Origin of the sequence: Thiocapsa sp., from assembly GCF_018399035.1 — a bacterium.
Lineage (GTDB): Bacteria > Pseudomonadota > Gammaproteobacteria > Chromatiales > Chromatiaceae > Thiocapsa.
In genome coordinates this window covers 4,052,972-4,067,966 of sequence record NZ_CP073760.1, presented here as the reverse complement: position 1 = coordinate 4,067,966, position 14,995 = coordinate 4,052,972, and the positions used below count along the sequence as shown (strand labels likewise).

The following is a 14,995-nucleotide window of genomic DNA, read 5'->3' as shown; positions in this document are numbered from 1 at the left end:
ATAACCCACCCATCGGTCCAGCTCGAGCGGCGATTGTCGACCAGAGACCCACGGTAGCCTAGGAGCCGTATCGACAATGTTGATCACTTCAACGCCCCCCGACCTCATCACCGGTGGCGCAAACCCATGTCTTTTATCCGATAAGAGGTTCTTTGTGTTCGCTCAGGCCTGGTTATTTATTCGCGTATATTTCAAGTCGATCTTTGCCTATCGTTCTGCCGGCGCAAAATGGTCGGTGAGGCATGTTGTCTTTCTCATTGTATTCCCACCTGTATTCATCTCGCTTGAACTCTTCAATCGGCTTTGTTTCTTGCTGGACGAGCTTTTCTATCACGGATACCGCGAAATCGACGTTAAGTCACCATTTTTTATCGTCGGATTCCCGAGAAGCGGCACGACCTACCTGCACCGCTTGCTCGTCAAGGATAACCAATGCACATCGATGTATTTGTGGGAAATTCTTTTCGCGCCATCGATCTTGCAGAAAAAGTTCATACTATGGCTTGGTATAATTGACCAGCAGATTGGCAGCCCGCTTTACCGATTGATCTCTCGGATCGAGGATCGGCGATTCGCCGAGGAAAGAAAAATGCACCACATCAGTCTATTCGAACCGGAGGAAGATGAAATCAGCTTGCTGCATATATTTGCATCCGCATTCCAGATCCAAATGTTCCCTTTTGAGGAAATGCTACGATTTACTCATTTCGACACCGCATTCTCCGAAACCTACCGCAGCAAGGTAATGAGCTTTTATAAAAACTTGATCCGCCGCCATCTCTATGTATTTGGGCCAGACAAATATTATTTATCGAAGAACCCAGCTTTTTCCTGCAAGATTCATTCTCTATATGCCGCTTTCCCGGACGCCAAAATCGTTTGCGCAGTAAGAACACCCTTCGACGCCGTGCCATCTGCAATCAGCTGGATGTCTCATAACAGCGCTACGTTTCATAAGACCGAAAGCCGTTTCGAGACAGAGACGATCATCGACGCCATCGGCCATTGGTATACTTATCCACTCGAAGCGCTTGAAGCCTACCCCAAGGCGACTTACGAGATCATGTTGTATGACGATCTGGTAGCTCATCCGAGCCAGGTCGTTACAGATCTTTATGCCAAATTTCAGATTGAGATCAGAGAGGATTTCGAGAACCACCTCGAAGTCGCCGAACGGAGGGCGAAAGCATACAGGAGCGAGCATCATTATCAACTAGCGGAAATGGGATTGAGCCGCGAGTGGATCCTGGAACGCTTTTCGGACACGTTTGAGCGATTCGGCTTTAGCCGCCAGAGTGATCAATTCCATCACGATGATCACATTCACAAAATGTAACTGTTCAGGTCGCCAACCGCCTTACGGCAAGTGCGGCATCGGAGGCTGACCCCGGAAGGTCATCACAAGTGCGGGATAGAGATCGATCGACTGCTTGCGCAGAGTGGATAGATAGGAGCGTACCGTGGCGAAGGCCGCGGCACCTTCGGGCGAGCGGAAACAGCCCGAGACCTTTTGCTTGAGCTTGGGCATGCGCAGGTCGCGCTCGGCGAGGTTGTTGTCGAAGGGGACACGCAGGTCCGTGACAAACCGCATGACCTCGTCGCGGTGGGTGCGCAGGCGCGCGACCAGGTTGTAGGCCGGGGTCTGTTTGACCCGTCGTCGACTGCCCGGTGGCGGGAGGCGCTGCGGATGAAAGAAGGCCCCGTCGGCGAGGATGCTGTCGTAACGGGTGAAGAAGTCCTCCACCACCGCAGCGGGGAGGGCTTCGAGACCGGCCGCGCGGGCGGCGATGGTGGCGTCGTTGGCCTCGCACAGCAAGGCGATCAGCTGCTTGGGCCAGGACAGCACCGGGTCGGCTTCGGCGAGGGCGATGAGCTCGCGTAGGTGATGGGCATTGCAGAAGGCATGCTGCGCCGGGGTGCTCAAGTACGCCCGCCAGTGATCGTGGACCAGGATGCCGCGAAAGCCGTCGAGCAGGCCGATGCCGGTCAACGCCTCGGCGCCGCGCTTGGCGTGCACGGCGTAGAAGGTCAGAACCGAGGTGCACAGCACATGCAGCCACTGCAGGGCGCCGGCGACGCGCATCCCCGTTTCATCGGCATGGGCCACGGCGCTGCGCACGATGGATTGGCCGATCGCCGCCACGGGTGCCACCAGGCGCGCCGCCGCCTCGCGACCCATGTTGACCAGGGTCGCCGGGGAGAGCGTGATGCCCGCCAAGACACCGAGCAGCTCGGCGCTGCGCCGATAGGGTAGAAGCTGATAATGCGTCAAATACACCGCCAAGGCCGACAGCCCGGGGCCGTACTGCACCGGCGCGCCGAGCGCATCCGGGAAGGCGCTGCAATGCGCCTGGCCGCAGGCACACACCCCGGTCACGGTGCGATATTCGGTGACCTCCCGGCGCACCACCAGATCGATGACCTGACGGCGCTCGGGCAAGACCTCGACAGCCAGCTCGGCGCAGTCGCGCCCGCAGCTGCAAAGCCCCTCCAGGGGCACAACGATGCGGTGCTCGGGATCCTCGACCAGTGCTCGGGTGGCGCCCGGATGATCCTTCTGACCGCCGGGCTTCATGCCGCTGCGCACGCGGCGCGAGCGCGGCGGCGGTTTCTTGAACGGAGGATCCGAGGATGGGGGCTTGCTGGAGTTGTGGCTATCCTTGGCCAAGCGCGCTTCCAGATCGCGGATGCGCTGAAGCAGCTCGGCGATCTGTTTCGCCTGCTCGGCGTTCTGCGCCCGCAGCCGCGCCAGTTCGACATCTTTGCTGTCGGGGCTGTCGGTTGTCGATGGCGGCTTAGGCATGTTGCAAACTTACCGCCCCGGGGGATTGTTTGGCAAGCTGACCTGAACAGTTACCACAAAATAAAGGCGTCGATGTGAGTGCGACGAATCATAGGTGATCACGTCGTATCATGGTTACCCATCATAGATGATCTATGGTCGCACCGTTCATCCGCGGTCGGGCAGGCGAGCATCTCCGGGAATGCAGCCCCATCCAGTCCGAACGCCCCAGGCACGCCGCGACGCAGTAGCCCCATAAATGGACGCCACGGTGATGCGACACTGCCCATGCGCCGCGCAGAACCTGCTCTAATGCCGTCGTGGCCAACACCTCGCGAGTGAGTCCTCAGACTCTGTTCGCCATTAGACCCGAGGGAAGATGACAGTAGAGCGCGGAACTTGCGCCGAAATCATGACTAGTATGGAGATGCAAAGCGCTCTGCCCATCGATCCATGCGTCGGCGAAAGGCCGGTAAACGCCCAAGAACGGAACGCACAGCGCCGGAGAAGGGTACGACCGTGACGATCGAAATGCCGAGGAATAGCGCATATAAGACAAGGATCGGCTTTCTGGCTGGATGACCTGGTGGTCCCAGCCGGCGAAGCAGCCATCCCCAGACGCGAAAGCTACGCCGGCCGAGCGTTTCCGGAAGCAGGTTTCTTTGGTCGATCTCGAATGGGTGGAGATCAGTGAGCAACGGCTTGCCCAGCGGCTTGGAATCTGCCGCGAGAACGTCGCGAATCCGCTCGCCACAAGCCCGGACGCGCTCAACCTCGCTTTCGGCTACTCCGGCCGGTGGGAAGAGCCCCAGAAAGCGATCGCGCCGCCCGGTCAACATCCACCGCACAGTTGTCACGAAGCTTTCGCCTGACGAACCTTGGTCGATAAGGACGATGTTGTCGATCAAGTGACCGCCGTTCGCAGCGACAAGCTTTTTGACCTCCTCTTGCGCCATCAACCACATATTCCTGCAAGCGACAATTGTTATAACCGGCTTTCCGCGAAGGATCTCCAGCGCGGCAGGAGACTTCAGAAAGGCGGTCATCGGCAACGATGGCGAGAGATACCATGGCTGGTATCCCAATACGACAAGGTCATAGTCTTCCCCCGGATTCACTGACAAGGCGCACAATTCGGGTGGATCGAGGTAGACACATTCAGGGAAAACATCGAAGAATTGCAGAAACGGCCAGGGGAATGGGAACGCCACGAGCGGCGTAAGCCGCTCGAAATGCACCGAGATGGCGGGCGTGAGCTCAAGCGGCGCAGCAACTGACCGGACGACCCGCTCGAGCTGACCGGTCTGGGAAAAATAGACGATCAGAACTTTCTTAGGCCGTTTATTGCTCACTGTTTGGAACCCATTGATTCGAAATCGCTTGGTTGAGTCGTGATTCTGTCAATTGCATTACCGGTCGTCAACGGACGCCCAAGAATCGTGTCCGATTGATTGACTGATTCACGCGGTCACAATGCTTGTTCTACAGCCGGCTTGGGCCTTGGCGGCGCCCTTTGGCGACATCAGCAACGGGAACGATGACACGGTGTCGGTGAATCGACATTGTAACCAAAACGGTCATCGCCATCGTCGACATCTGGCACAACCTCGGGACACTCCGCGATGAAGGCCCAGTGCCGACCGGAGGCATCCGGTTGGGACCAGTATCCGGGCTCGGCGATATAGAGCGGCAGGACGGGGCCGCGCCGTGCGGCCTCGGCGAGTGCGGCGTGGTCGTAGACCCGGAGGTCGCGCTTGAACCAGACAAGTTGCATGGGTTTCATCCGGGTTGAGGCTGAGCGATGCGCGTAAAACCTTCGAGTCGGGCTTGGCGGCGGGCCTGCTCGCGGAAGGGGAAAAAGCCACGGGTCGCGCCGGGCCAAAGACTGCTGTCCCAGGTCCGGCGGGCGCGGACGAGCGCGATGCCGTGCCGGGCGAGTCGCCCGTCAAGCTGCTCGAGACGCTCACGCCATCGGCCGACCGGCGTTTCGAGCGTGACGACTTGGCGCACCCCAAGGCCGCGCGCCCATGCCTCGGCATCGGCCTGCCATTCGGTCTTGTCCAGGGACTTTAACGGCGCCGCGAAATGGGCCTCGGCCCGAGACAGGGCATCGGCAATCGCAACCCGCGAGAAGTCGACGACCGGAGGTGCCAGGTCGAGGTCCTCCCCGACCGTCTCGTCCCAGCCCCCGGCCACACCTCGAAATCCGAGCTTCGACAGGTGCGAGACCTCCGGGGCGAGATCCTCCGGCGTCAACAGCAGCCCGCTCGGAAGTTCCGTGTTCAGCTCGACCAACGCGGGGAGCACACGCGGCGTGAGATCGAGTGGCGGCTCGGTCAGGGGCAATGCCTGCTCGTCGAGCTCGCCCTTGGGGTCGAAGCGCCCGTCGGTGTAGCGGGCGATGTTCTCGGCCCGCGCCAGATAGTGCTTGCCGCGCGTGTGGAGCCCCGCGACCCAGCGCCACGAGAGTGTGTTCGAGGCTGGATCACCGTCCAGCAGATGACGCAGGAAGAAGGCCGCACCGAGTGCCCAGGGCAGACGCAACGTGAAGATCCAGATGCTCGCGAACCACATGCGGGCATGATTGTGCAGATAGCCGGTCTCGGTCAGCTCCCGGGCCCAGGCATCGAAACAAGCGATCCCGCTCCGGCCCGCGATCACCTCGGCATAGCCGATCGACGCCGTCCCCGCGAGTCCGTCGCGGTCGCGCCGGAGCTGGTCCAGATAGGCGTCCCAGACGTGCGGGCGGTGCTCGAGCCAGCCTTTCCAGTAGTTCCGCCACAGCACCTCGGAAACAAACTTGTCGACGGCATCCCGCGGATGGGCGTCCAGAACCGCGGCGACCGCCTCGCGCTCCAGGATCAGACGATGCCGTAAGTAAGGCGAGAGCCGCGAGACCCGATCATGCGGCGGGACGACCCGATTGCGCTCGCGGGCATAGACCGCCGCGTACGGGACGAAGGACGCCAGACGCGCAAGGCCGGCGGCCCGAGTCGGCGTCTCGGCCTGCGGGGCATCGCCGAGCCTACCGGATTGTCGCATCGGTTTCTCCATCTTGGACTGAAAGGCCGACATGGATGACGCCAAGCGCTTTTCAACCCGGAGCCGGTGCCACTGCCGGTGTCGGTGTCGGTGTCGGTGCATGCTCACCTTGCTCGGCTGTCGGCGATTGGAACGAGGCAACGGGACCTTCAAGGTGGTCTGTCCAGCAGGGGTTCGCGACGGCGAACCACCGCTCCCCGACTGGGACGCGATCTACACGCGTGCCGACGCGCTCCTCATACGAGGCCAAGACGCGCGGACGCAACCGCGTGGTGAGCGCAGTCTGGCGGGCGGAGGCTACGCACCCCAGCCTGCCGGCGGGGGATCCATGAAAGGCGACCCCGTCGATTTGGACGCGGCGGCTATTCGCCGAAGACGTAGCTCAGGTCCATCTCGAAGGCATCGAACGGGGGGACGCGCACGCGAGTGGGCTCGGTAATGGTGGCGATGACGCGGTCGTGCTCGCCGTCGAGCTGGTAGGCGATCAAGGGTGCGGCTCTCCGGCCAGATCAGCCAGTAGAACGGCACGCGGTGGCGTTGCAGAGGCAGGAATAAGGTCAGGGTGTCCTTGCGCTCGTGGCCGGGCGAGACGATCTCGCAGACCCAGTCCGGCGTCAGCTCGACGACACCGCGCGGACGCTTGGGGCTAGGCTCCTTGCGCCAGCCGGCAAGATCATGGCTCGGGCATTCTTGCGCCACGTAGGCGACGCTGATCTCGGTGGCGATCCACCAGCCGCCGGGGCCGTCCTTGCGCTGGAACGGGCTCAGCTCGTCGTGCGTGGCGCCCTGGACCATCGCGTGCTCACCGCGCGCCATCGGCCGGCGAACGATCTCCCCGCCGATCAGTTCCACCCGCTCATCCGGACATGCGAGCAGTTCGGCGACGGTTGCCGGCTTGTGGGCCTCCATCGGATTGACCTCCGCGAAAGGGGTTTGGGACGCACATAAGCCGATCAGGTCCGCCTAACGGCGTACCCTAAACCAACCGATCAACCAAGGCGTTTCGGCATCTTCACGGAGGCGTCACCCTGTCGATCGGGCCGCAACGCTCCGCCGATGGAGCATGAATGCCTCGTCGCTACCATTGCATTAAAGCCTGTCATACACTCCGCGCAGCTTGTGTCGACGCGATCGAGCCTCGATGCAGAGGACCAGGGCCAGACGAATCCAGGACCGCTCATGCAGACTCTCGCTCACGCCTGCACACCCCGCGACAGCATCTTCGACCCGTCGCGCCGGGACACTGTCCTGGACCTCACGGACCTGATCCGGGATCGCATCGACCCTGCGGCATTTTTCGGCGAGAACTATGTCACCGAGGGGATGCGCATCCTGCTGACGGAGGCATTCAGACGCCTGGAAGGCAAGAGCACGCAAGGGGTCTTCGAGTTGACCCAGGAGATGGGCGGCGGCAAGACGCATCTGCTCAACGCCCTCGGCCTGTTGGCGCGTGGCTCTTTATGTGTTTCGGACAGGTCCCGGCAGAGGGCTAAGCAAAGCGCGGCACGTGCCCGCGAAGAGAGTGAAGAAGACAGGTACCGCATGCGGGGTTGGCCGCCACGGGGCCTGTTCGTGTAGGATCCGCAGCGTTTCGAGGCCCCGACCGAGCGGATGTTTGCATGATGTTGAACATACAGAACCTGATCGACGATGCGAAGTGCTACGACACCATCCGTGCTTTGCGCTGGCCGGACGGAGTGCGCTGTGCGCATTGCCACTCGGCAGCCGTCACCAAGCAGGGCCGGGACACCACGCAGCCGGAGCGCCGAAAATACCTCTGCAAGGACTGCGGACGCTGGTTCGACGATCTGAGCGAGACGATTTTCGCGCGACACCATCAGCCGCTGCGCACCTGGGTGCTGTGTTTGTACTTCATGGGATTGAACCTGTCCAACCGGCAGATCGGCATTGAGCTGGACCTGAACAAGGACGACGCCCAACGCATGACCCGGCAGTTGCGCGAGGGCATCGAGGCGAAGCAGCCGCCGCCGCTCCTCACGGGCGAAGTGGAGGCCGACGAGGTGTACGTCGTCGCCGGTCACAAGGGACATCCGGAAGCGGTAAAAAAAAACAACGCAAAGGGCGGCGTCGCCGCCTGAAGGGAGCCCGCGGGCGGGGAACCCTGGCGAAGGAGAAGCCGCCGATTTTCGGGATCATCCAGCGCGGTGGCGAGGTGGTGATGTGGATGCCGGAGAACGTCCAACAGACGACGATCGAGCCGCTGATCCGCTGATCCGCGGCGCCGTGGCCCCGGGAACGCGGTTCTTCACCGACGAATACGACATCTACGCCCGCTTGCCGGCGTGGGGCTACGATCATCACAGCGTCTGTCACAGTCGCGGCGAGTATGCGCGCGACGATGACGGAGACGGTTTCCACGAGGTCCACGTCAACACCATGGAAGGCGTCTGGTCGTTGCTGCGGTCGTGGTTGCGGCCCCACCGCGGCATTTCACAGGAGAGCTTGCCCGTGTACCCGAGCTTCTTTCAGTTCGTCCACAATGCTCGTGTCCGAGGCAAGGGCCTGTTGAACTCACTGCTGGCGGCGCTCCTGGGCTAACTGTCCGAAACACATAAAGAGCCTTTTCAACAGTTCGGCACCGAGGCCCAGTGCGTGGCGGCGCTGGAGCGCATGCGCTGGCCGGACGGGTTTCGCTGTCCGAGCTGCGGCGGGGCGGCGAACTGCGTGCTGCACGGCAGCCCCCGCAAGACCTTCCAGTGCAATGCCTGCCATCACCAGACCTCGCTGATCGCCGGGACGCTGTTCGAGGCTACCAAACTGAGACTGACCGTCTGGTTCCTGGCCATTGATCTCATCGGTGAGGCCAAGACCGGCCTGTCGGCCCTGGCGCTGAAGCGCGATCTCGGGGTCGGCTATCCAACCGCCTGGCTGATTCATCACAAGCTGATGCAGGCGATGGTCGAGCGCGAGGCCGCCACCGTGCTGTGCGGAACCGTGCAGGTCGACGACGCCTATCTCGGCGGCGAACTGGTCGGCGGCACCGCGGGACGGGGCTCGGAGAACAAAGTTCCCTTCATCGGCGCGGTCTCTCTCAATGACCAAGGTCATCCCCTGCGCGCCAAGTTCACTCCAGTGTCCGGCTTCACCCGCGCCGCCATCGCTCAGTGGGCGGGCGCGAACCTCGCCCCCACCAGCACCGTCGTCTCCGATGGCCTGGCCTGCTTCGCCGGCGTCACCGACATCGGCTGCACCCACCAGCCGACCGTCGTCGGGACGCGCAAACCCAAGGAGTTGCCCATGTTCCACTGGATCAACACCGTCCTGGGCAATCTCAAGACCCGCTTCAGCGGGGCATACCACAGCTTCGATTTCGGAGAATACGCCGAGCGCTACCTCGGCACGATCGCCTATCGGTTTAATCGCCGCTTCGATCTGCGCGCCCTGCCGATCCGCCTGCTGGTGACAGCGACGGCTTGCGGTCCCCGCCCCGAATCGTGGATCCGGCGCGTGGCTGACGTTCCTTGCTAATCAGGTGGCGCGAAAGGTGCGTCCGAGTCTTCGCCGGCGAGGGATTCTGATGGCTTGGTCAGGGCAGGGGGTCGATGTCCGTGAAAATCGCCGTTAGGTTTCGCGCGCCGTGGAGGACACGGACGATCTCGACCGCATCGGCGAGAGCTCGGTAGAGGATGAGGTAGTTGTCGCAGACGAGATAGCGGAAGTCGCGGGCGATGTCCGGTCGCGCAGGGCCGAGGAAGGGATGATCGGCAAGGCGGTCGATCCGCGCATCGAGCATGTCGAGCAGGCGATCGGCGGCGGACGGGTTGTTGTCGGCGACGTACTCCCAAATAGCGATGAGATCCTCTCGTGCCTGGTTGCTGATGGTGACATCGTGCATGGCTGTGCAATCTTGCGAGCGGTTCAGCGCGAGGCTTTGACCTTGCGTGCCTCGCGTTTGATTTCGGCCATATCGAGCCGGCCGGCCGAACCGCTAGCGAGCCCCGCCTGCCACAAACGGCGTAGGTGTTCGACCTGCTCCTGTTGCGACGTGCGCTTGAGTTGCCAGTCGCGCAGAGCCTCGCGAATGACCTCGCTCGTGGAGGCATAATCGCCGGCGTCGACCGCAGCGCGGACATTGTCGGCGATCTCTTTGGTGAGTGCGATGGTGATCTTTTCGACGGTAGGCATGACGAGTACGTGATGGGTAAGGACGTTCTGGCGATGTTTAGGCGGCGTCTGCGTGGTATGACTTATTCATACCATGAGACCCTGAAACACGCAACGCACCGCGCGAGTGTCCGCAGTAAAGGATACCGTACGACACAAGAAAGAGGACATCGACGTGAACGATGCCGGTAGTGCTACAGATTCCAAGCAGGGCGGGATCGACCTCTCCACGCTCTCCGACAAGGCACTCGAAGCACTGGTGCCCAAGATCCAGCAGGAGCTCGCGCAACGGCGGGTGCGGCAGACGAAGGAGGCCCTGGAGAAGATGCAAGAGATTGCTAAGTCGGTCGGCATTACGCCGGAGGAACTTCTGGGATCCTGATTAGAAAGATGTTAATGAGCGCGCCTTGTTCAAGACTCCCGGTGATCCAACGCGCGTTCGATCGCCTCGCGGATGAAATGCTGATACGGCATGCCGCGAGCCTGCGCGCGTGCCTTGACCGCATCCAAGAGTGGCCCCGGCAGGCATATGTTCACCCACGCCGACTTCTTCTCGAATTCGAACCCGGCAGATTTGAAATCGCTCAGGTCATACTCGGTCAGATCGGCTTCGTCGAGGAATCGCTCCGCGTCCTCGTCGCTCGTGAGTGCGGGCAGCGTCTTGAGACTGTTGTTGTCGCTCATAGTGCTCGACCTCCTTTTGATGCATCCTACGACATGATGTCGCCCCAATCCTGCACATCCGAGAAGAGTCGATGAAGGCACTGCCGAAAATCACGATCGCCCCAAGTGTTTGCGGCGGCCGACCCTGTATCAGGGGCATGCGGATTCGCGTGTCGGACATCCTCGGTATGCTGGCCGCCGGGGCGTCTCCGTCGGAGATCCTGGAGGACTATCCCTACCTTGAGGCGGAGGACATCGCAGCGGCCCTGGACGATGCCGCCCGTCAGACCGACCACCTCATTCCGCGCTTAGCCTGAACGGCGCGTCTTCTGGTTGAGTCCCGCGACAGCAACGGCGCTAACCCGAGGCCATGATCAACCGCTTCTCGTCTCGCCGCATTCGGCTCGATCACAGCTTTCTTGCAAAGCGTCTGCGCGGCGCGCGGGGCTACGACCGCATCGCCGGCTTTTTCTCGTCATCGATCATGGAGGTCGCGGGCGAGGAGCTGGAGTCCGTCTCCGGCCCGGTCCGCCTGGTCTGCAACTCGATCATCGCTCCGAAGGACATCGAGACGGCGAAGAAGGCCGCCCAGGCCGCGATGCGTCGGGAGTGGTGCGATGCACAGCCGGAGCGCCTGCCGGACGCGGCGAAACCCCGGTTGCAGCGTCTTTATGACTTCCTCGCCAGCGGCAAGCTGCAGGTCAGGGTGCTTCCCGATGCGATCTTCGGACTGATCCACGGCAAGGCCGGCGTGATCACCTTGGCGGACGGGAGACGCACCGCCTTTCTCGGCAGCGTCAACGAGTCGCTCACGGCCTGGCGTCTGAACTACGAGCTGCTGTGGGAGGATGACTCCGAGGACGCGGTGGCCTGGGTGCGGGAGGAGTTCGACAGCCTCTGGCATTCGCCCTTTGCGGTCGAGCTGGCCGATGCGGTGGTGCAGGATATCCAGCGGCTCGCGGTGCGCTCGGTCATTCCGGACCTTGCCGAGTGGCGTGGCCAGCCCGATCCGGCGGCCGCCGTGATCGAGTCGCCGGTCTATCGCAAGGAGGTCGGGCTTTGGGAGCATCAGAAGCACTTCGTGAAGATCGCCTTCGACGCGCATAGGGGCGCTCACGGCGCGCGCTTTGTCCTGGCGGACCAGGTCGGGCTCGGCAAGACCATCCAACTCGCCATGGCGGCCCAGCTCATGGCTCTGGTCGGCGACAAGCCGGTGTTGATCCTGGCGCCGAAGCCACTCATCTGGCAGTGGCAGGGTGAGCTGAACACGCTGCTCGACATGCCCTCGGCGGTCTGGGACGGGCGCGGCTGGGTGGACGAGAACGGCATCGAGTATCCGAGCGCCGGCCCGGAATCCATCCGCAAGTGTCCGCGGCGTGTCGGTATCGTCTCCACCGGCCTCATCGTCGCGGGCTCGGAGATCCGGGACTGGCTCCTCAACGGCAGATACGCGTGCGTAATCCTCGACGAGGCGCACCGCGCGCGGCGGCGCAACCTGGGGCCTGGCAAGGAATACGATCCGGCCGAGCCGAATAACCTGCTGCGCTTTCTCTGGGACATCTCGCCACGCACGCGCAGTCTGCTGCTGGCGACCGCGACACCGGTGCAGATCCATCCCATCGAGGCGTGGGACCTGTTGGATGCACTCGCGCGCGGGTCCGACGCGGTCTTGGGCGGCTACGGCAGCCCATGGCGTCAACCGCGCCATGCCTTGGGGCTGCTGTTGGGTCGCGAGGAGCCGCCGACCGAGGATGCCGATCGGTGGGCCTGGATGCGCAACCCACTGCCGCCCGCAGCCGAGGGACCGGACTACAGTGCGCTGCGCCGGGCGCTGCGTCTCTCCGATGCCGACCTCATGGCGACCGGAGGCAGCTTCGATCGGTTACGCCCGCCGGACCGCGCGCGGGTCCGGCGTCTCTTCCCACGCTTCCTCGAGCAGTCCAATCCCTTCATCCGGCATATCGTGCTGCGGACCCGCGAGTACCTGGAAACCACTATCGATCCGGAATCGGGCGAACCCTTCCTGAAGCCGGTCGAGGTCCGACTGCATGGCGAGCGCGACGAGGACGCCATCGCCTTGCCGCCCTTCCTCGAAGATGCCTATCACCTTGCCGAAGCATTCTGCGGACTGCTCGCCGAACGGGCCAACGCCGGTTTCTTTCGCACCCTCCTGCTGCGGCGTGTCGGCAGCACGATCGAGGCCGGACGCCGCACCGTTGAGAAGCTCCTGACCGAGTGGGCCACGCTGGACGAGGATGAAGACGACGAGGACACGCTGAGTCAGTTACGCACCCTGACGTCGGCCGAGCGCGCCCTCTTGCAGCGATTCCTCAAGGCATTGGAGGCAAACCAGGAACGCGACCCCAAATACCGGATCGTGCGTTCGCTGCTGCTCGAGCAGGGCTGGCGCGAGCTCGGCTGCATCATCTTCAGCCAGTATTTCGATTCGGTCATCTGGCTCGCCAACCAGCTCACCGCGGAGATCCCCGAGGAAGAGATCGGCATCTACGCGGGCGCCCGGCGCTCGGGGATCATGCACAAAGGCGTCTTCACGGGTGCTGCGCGTGAGCTGATCAAGGAGCGTGTGCGCACCGGCGAGATCCGCGTGCTGATCGGCACCGACGCGGCCTCCGAGGGTCTCAATCTGCAGCGGCTCGGAACCCTGATCAATCTGGACCTGCCCTGGAATCCGTCGCGTCTGGAGCAGCGCAAAGGCCGCATCCAGCGCATCGGTCAGCTCCGCGACACCGTGGATGTCTACAACATGCGCTATGCCGGGTCCGTCGAGGATCGCGTCCATGAGCTGCTTTCGGAGCGGTTGGAGAACATCGCCAACCTGTTCGGACAGATCCCGGACATCCTGGAGGATGTCTGGATCGACATTGCACTCGGTGAGATCGATCGGGCGAAGCGGACCATCGACGCGGTTCCCAAGCAGCATCCGTTCGAGCTGCGGTATCACCGGGTCGAAAAGGTCGATTGGGAAAGCTGCTCTCGGGTGCTGGATACGGACGTGCGGAAACGGTTTTTAATGACCGGGTGGAGCACGTGAACGAGGTATCGGACCGGGCGTCGGTTGACTGTATCCGAAGAAGTGCAGCATCGACAGGTGCGTGATCGGGGTCAGAACATCCGGGAGATGTCGCGCACCGCCTCCTCGCAGGCGTTGCGCCGGGCCAGGTCCTCGCGCGCGCGCGCGCTCGATCGCAAGTCCGGCCAGGCTGGCGGCGCCCGCAATCTGGGCGATCTCCCGCGCACGCGGGGTCCGTGGCTGCCCGGCATAGAGGGCAAAGGTGGCGAGGACCTCGCCATCCTTGGCCAGCACCGGCTCCGACCAGCAGGTTCGCAGACCGGCCCTGGCGGCAAGCTCCCGATAGGGCGCCCAGGCCGGATCCACGAGGATGTCCTCGCTGAGTTGGTCGTTCAGGATGTCGCGCAGGATCGCTTGCACCGCGCGCTCACGCCGCTGCGCACGCCGCCGTTCGGTGACATCGACGAAGGCACCGAGAAATCCGTCGTCGAGCACCGCGTAGTGGATCTCGACCGCCCGCCTCTTGCCGTTCTTACAGGTCACCTCCGCGTCGAACGGCAGTTGGCTGGGATCCCCCGCGGCCAGCGCGGCGAGCGCGGCGTCCCAGCGCCCGCGCATCTGACGGCGGTACGCCAGGTCTGGATAGGCCAGCTCCCACCAGCGCTGCTCGTCGGGCAGATCGGACTCGCTGTAGCCGTAGGTCTTGGTGAAGAGCGCGTTGTAGAAGCGAGTCCGGTGTACCCGATCGAGATTGCCCAGGGGGACCGGCGCAAAGTGCAGCAGGCGCTCGAAGCGCGCCTCTCCAACCCGCCGCGCGGCCTCCAATTCCTTGGCGTCCGTGATGTCGATGGCAACCCCTTCCCAGAGCATGCGCCCGTCCTGGAGCGGGCGCGGCAACGACTCCAGGCGCCACCAGCGGGTCACGCCTCGGACCACGACCCGGCCCTCCCACAAGAAAGGCCGCGGGGCGGTGAAGACCTGCTGATTCAGCGCCAGGAACGCCGGATAATCCTCCGGGTGCACCCGCTGGAACACCGTTCGCGCGTCGGCGAGAACCACCTCTCGGGGCAGGTCGAGCATGGCGAGAAGCCGTTCCGTGACGAAGCGGAAGGAGGGGTGGCCGTCGGCATCCACCTGCAACAGATACAGGCCGGCGGGTATGGCCTCGGAAGGTTGGGGCGATGAGCAAGAATCGACGACGATTGGTGGGTGCTGGGACATCAAAACGGCCGTGTGAGCGCCGCCGGCTGCTGCGGTTTATTGGACCGGCAGTGGCCGTCGTGATCGCGGCTCCGAGCGTGAGTGACCCAACTATAGCGGATTCCCGCTTGCGCGGCTCTCTCACAGCGGGC

16 protein-coding genes and 1 pseudogene are annotated in these 14,995 nt (G+C 62.9%); 8 read left to right on the top strand and 9 right to left on the bottom strand.

Features of this window, described 5'->3' with window-relative positions; translation table 11 throughout:
• Positions 1-76 precede the first annotated feature (76 nt).
• Positions 77-1,336 (top strand): sulfotransferase, encoded by a 1,260-nt coding sequence (locus tag KFB96_RS18580; protein WP_213460387.1) that lies wholly within the window; start codon positions 77-79, stop codon positions 1,334-1,336.
• A 21-nt stretch (positions 1,337-1,357) separates the two neighbouring features.
• Here KFB96_RS18580 and KFB96_RS18575 read toward each other — a convergent pair whose 3' ends face one another.
• The 5 genes and pseudogenes from KFB96_RS18575 to KFB96_RS18555 form a co-directional block, all read right to left on the bottom strand.
• Positions 1,358-2,803 carry an IS66 family transposase gene (locus KFB96_RS18575; RefSeq protein WP_213460386.1) on the bottom strand — a complete coding sequence of 482 codons (1,446 nt, stop codon included), beginning with the start codon at positions 2,801-2,803 and terminating at the stop codon, positions 1,358-1,360.
• 395 nt (positions 2,804-3,198) lie between these two features.
• Positions 3,199-4,134 (bottom strand): hypothetical protein, encoded by a 936-nt coding sequence (locus tag KFB96_RS18570; protein WP_213460385.1) that lies wholly within the window; start codon positions 4,132-4,134, stop codon positions 3,199-3,201.
• Positions 4,135-4,403: 269 nt separating this feature from the next.
• A pseudogene (locus KFB96_RS18565) lies at positions 4,404-4,556 on the bottom strand (deoxyribodipyrimidine photo-lyase); the annotation flags it as partial.
• Positions 4,557-4,561: 5 nt separating this feature from the next.
• Positions 4,562-5,824, bottom strand: coding sequence for an FAD-binding domain-containing protein (locus KFB96_RS18560; RefSeq protein ID WP_300970454.1), 1,263 nt, complete (start codon positions 5,822-5,824; stop codon positions 4,562-4,564).
• Between the two features lie 297 nt (positions 5,825-6,121).
• A complete protein-coding gene (locus KFB96_RS18555) occupies positions 6,122-6,733 on the bottom strand; it encodes a Uma2 family endonuclease (RefSeq protein ID WP_366931553.1) in 612 nt (203 codons plus the stop codon).
• A gap of 270 nt (positions 6,734-7,003) precedes the next feature.
• Between KFB96_RS18555 and KFB96_RS18550 the strand changes: the two genes are divergently transcribed.
• From KFB96_RS18550 to KFB96_RS18535, 4 genes are all read left to right on the top strand, one after another.
• Positions 7,004-7,402, top strand: a complete 399-nt coding sequence (locus tag KFB96_RS18550) for a hypothetical protein (protein WP_213460384.1) — start codon at positions 7,004-7,006, stop codon at positions 7,400-7,402.
• A gap of 41 nt (positions 7,403-7,443) precedes the next feature.
• Positions 7,444-7,923: a transposase gene (locus tag KFB96_RS18545; protein WP_213460383.1), complete on the top strand. Its 480-nt coding sequence runs from the start codon at positions 7,444-7,446 to the stop codon at positions 7,921-7,923.
• 145 nt (positions 7,924-8,068) lie between these two features.
• Positions 8,069-8,383, top strand: coding sequence for a transposase (locus tag KFB96_RS18540; protein WP_300970453.1), 315 nt, complete (start codon positions 8,069-8,071; stop codon positions 8,381-8,383).
• Positions 8,384-9,313, top strand: coding sequence for an IS1595 family transposase (locus tag KFB96_RS18535; protein WP_213461211.1), 930 nt, complete (start codon positions 8,384-8,386; stop codon positions 9,311-9,313).
• A 58-nt stretch (positions 9,314-9,371) separates the two neighbouring features.
• On the opposite strand, the gene KFB96_RS18530 is transcribed toward KFB96_RS18535, so the two are convergent.
• Entirely contained in the window at positions 9,372-9,680 is a 309-nt protein-coding gene (locus KFB96_RS18530; RefSeq protein WP_213501487.1) for a type II toxin-antitoxin system RelE/ParE family toxin, read from the bottom strand.
• Between the two features lie 23 nt (positions 9,681-9,703).
• Entirely contained in the window at positions 9,704-9,970 is a 267-nt protein-coding gene (locus tag KFB96_RS18525) for a type II toxin-antitoxin system ParD family antitoxin (RefSeq protein WP_213460380.1), read from the bottom strand.
• A 154-nt stretch (positions 9,971-10,124) separates the two neighbouring features.
• Here KFB96_RS18525 and KFB96_RS18520 point away from each other — a divergent pair, with 154 nt between their 5' ends.
• Positions 10,125-10,331 carry an H-NS family nucleoid-associated regulatory protein gene (locus tag KFB96_RS18520; protein ID WP_213460379.1) on the top strand — a complete coding sequence of 69 codons (207 nt, stop codon included), beginning with the start codon at positions 10,125-10,127 and terminating at the stop codon, positions 10,329-10,331.
• 29 nt (positions 10,332-10,360) lie between these two features.
• On the opposite strand, the gene KFB96_RS18515 is transcribed toward KFB96_RS18520, so the two are convergent.
• Positions 10,361-10,633 (bottom strand): CopG family antitoxin, encoded by a 273-nt coding sequence (locus KFB96_RS18515; RefSeq protein WP_213460378.1) that lies wholly within the window; start codon positions 10,631-10,633, stop codon positions 10,361-10,363.
• 71 nt (positions 10,634-10,704) lie between these two features.
• Here KFB96_RS18515 and KFB96_RS18510 point away from each other — a divergent pair, with 71 nt between their 5' ends.
• Positions 10,705-10,929, top strand: coding sequence for a DUF433 domain-containing protein (locus tag KFB96_RS18510; protein ID WP_213460377.1), 225 nt, complete (start codon positions 10,705-10,707; stop codon positions 10,927-10,929).
• Between the two features lie 53 nt (positions 10,930-10,982).
• On the top strand, positions 10,983-13,664 hold the full coding sequence (locus tag KFB96_RS18505; RefSeq protein ID WP_213501485.1) for a phospholipase D-like domain-containing anti-phage protein: 2,682 nt from the start codon (positions 10,983-10,985) through the stop codon (positions 13,662-13,664).
• On the opposite strand, the gene KFB96_RS18500 is transcribed toward KFB96_RS18505, so the two are convergent.
• Positions 13,641-14,864: a GAF domain-containing protein gene (locus KFB96_RS18500; protein ID WP_213460375.1), complete on the bottom strand. Its 1,224-nt coding sequence runs from the start codon at positions 14,862-14,864 to the stop codon at positions 13,641-13,643. The two genes, KFB96_RS18505 and KFB96_RS18500, sit on opposite strands and share 24 nt — an antisense overlap.
• Positions 14,865-14,995 lie beyond the last annotated feature (131 nt).

Bases quoted from the DNA above. Each gene is read 5' to 3' on its own strand.
- KFB96_RS18575 (WP_213460386.1), bottom strand. From the start codon at position 2,803: ATGCCTAAGCCGCCATCGACAACCGACAGCCCCGACAGCAAAGATGTC.
- KFB96_RS18510 (WP_213460377.1), top strand. From the start codon at position 10,705: ATGAAGGCACTGCCGAAAATCACGATCGCCCCAAGTGTTTGCGGCGGC.
- KFB96_RS18580 (WP_213460387.1), top strand. From the start codon at position 77: ATGTTGATCACTTCAACGCCCCCCGACCTCATCACCGGTGGCGCAAAC.
- KFB96_RS18530 (WP_213501487.1), bottom strand. From the start codon at position 9,680: ATGCACGATGTCACCATCAGCAACCAGGCACGAGAGGATCTCATCGCT.
- KFB96_RS18505 (WP_213501485.1), top strand. From the start codon at position 10,983: ATGATCAACCGCTTCTCGTCTCGCCGCATTCGGCTCGATCACAGCTTT.
- KFB96_RS18560 (WP_300970454.1), bottom strand. From the start codon at position 5,824: ATGCGACAATCCGGTAGGCTCGGCGATGCCCCGCAGGCCGAGACGCCG.
- KFB96_RS18525 (WP_213460380.1), bottom strand. From the start codon at position 9,970: ATGCCTACCGTCGAAAAGATCACCATCGCACTCACCAAAGAGATCGCC.
- KFB96_RS18555 (WP_366931553.1), bottom strand. From the start codon at position 6,733: ATGGAGGCCCACAAGCCGGCAACCGTCGCCGAACTGCTCGCATGTCCG.
- KFB96_RS18550 (WP_213460384.1), top strand. From the start codon at position 7,004: ATGCAGACTCTCGCTCACGCCTGCACACCCCGCGACAGCATCTTCGAC.
- KFB96_RS18515 (WP_213460378.1), bottom strand. From the start codon at position 10,633: ATGAGCGACAACAACAGTCTCAAGACGCTGCCCGCACTCACGAGCGAC.
- KFB96_RS18500 (WP_213460375.1), bottom strand. From the start codon at position 14,864: ATGTCCCAGCACCCACCAATCGTCGTCGATTCTTGCTCATCGCCCCAA.
- KFB96_RS18545 (WP_213460383.1), top strand. From the start codon at position 7,444: ATGATGTTGAACATACAGAACCTGATCGACGATGCGAAGTGCTACGAC.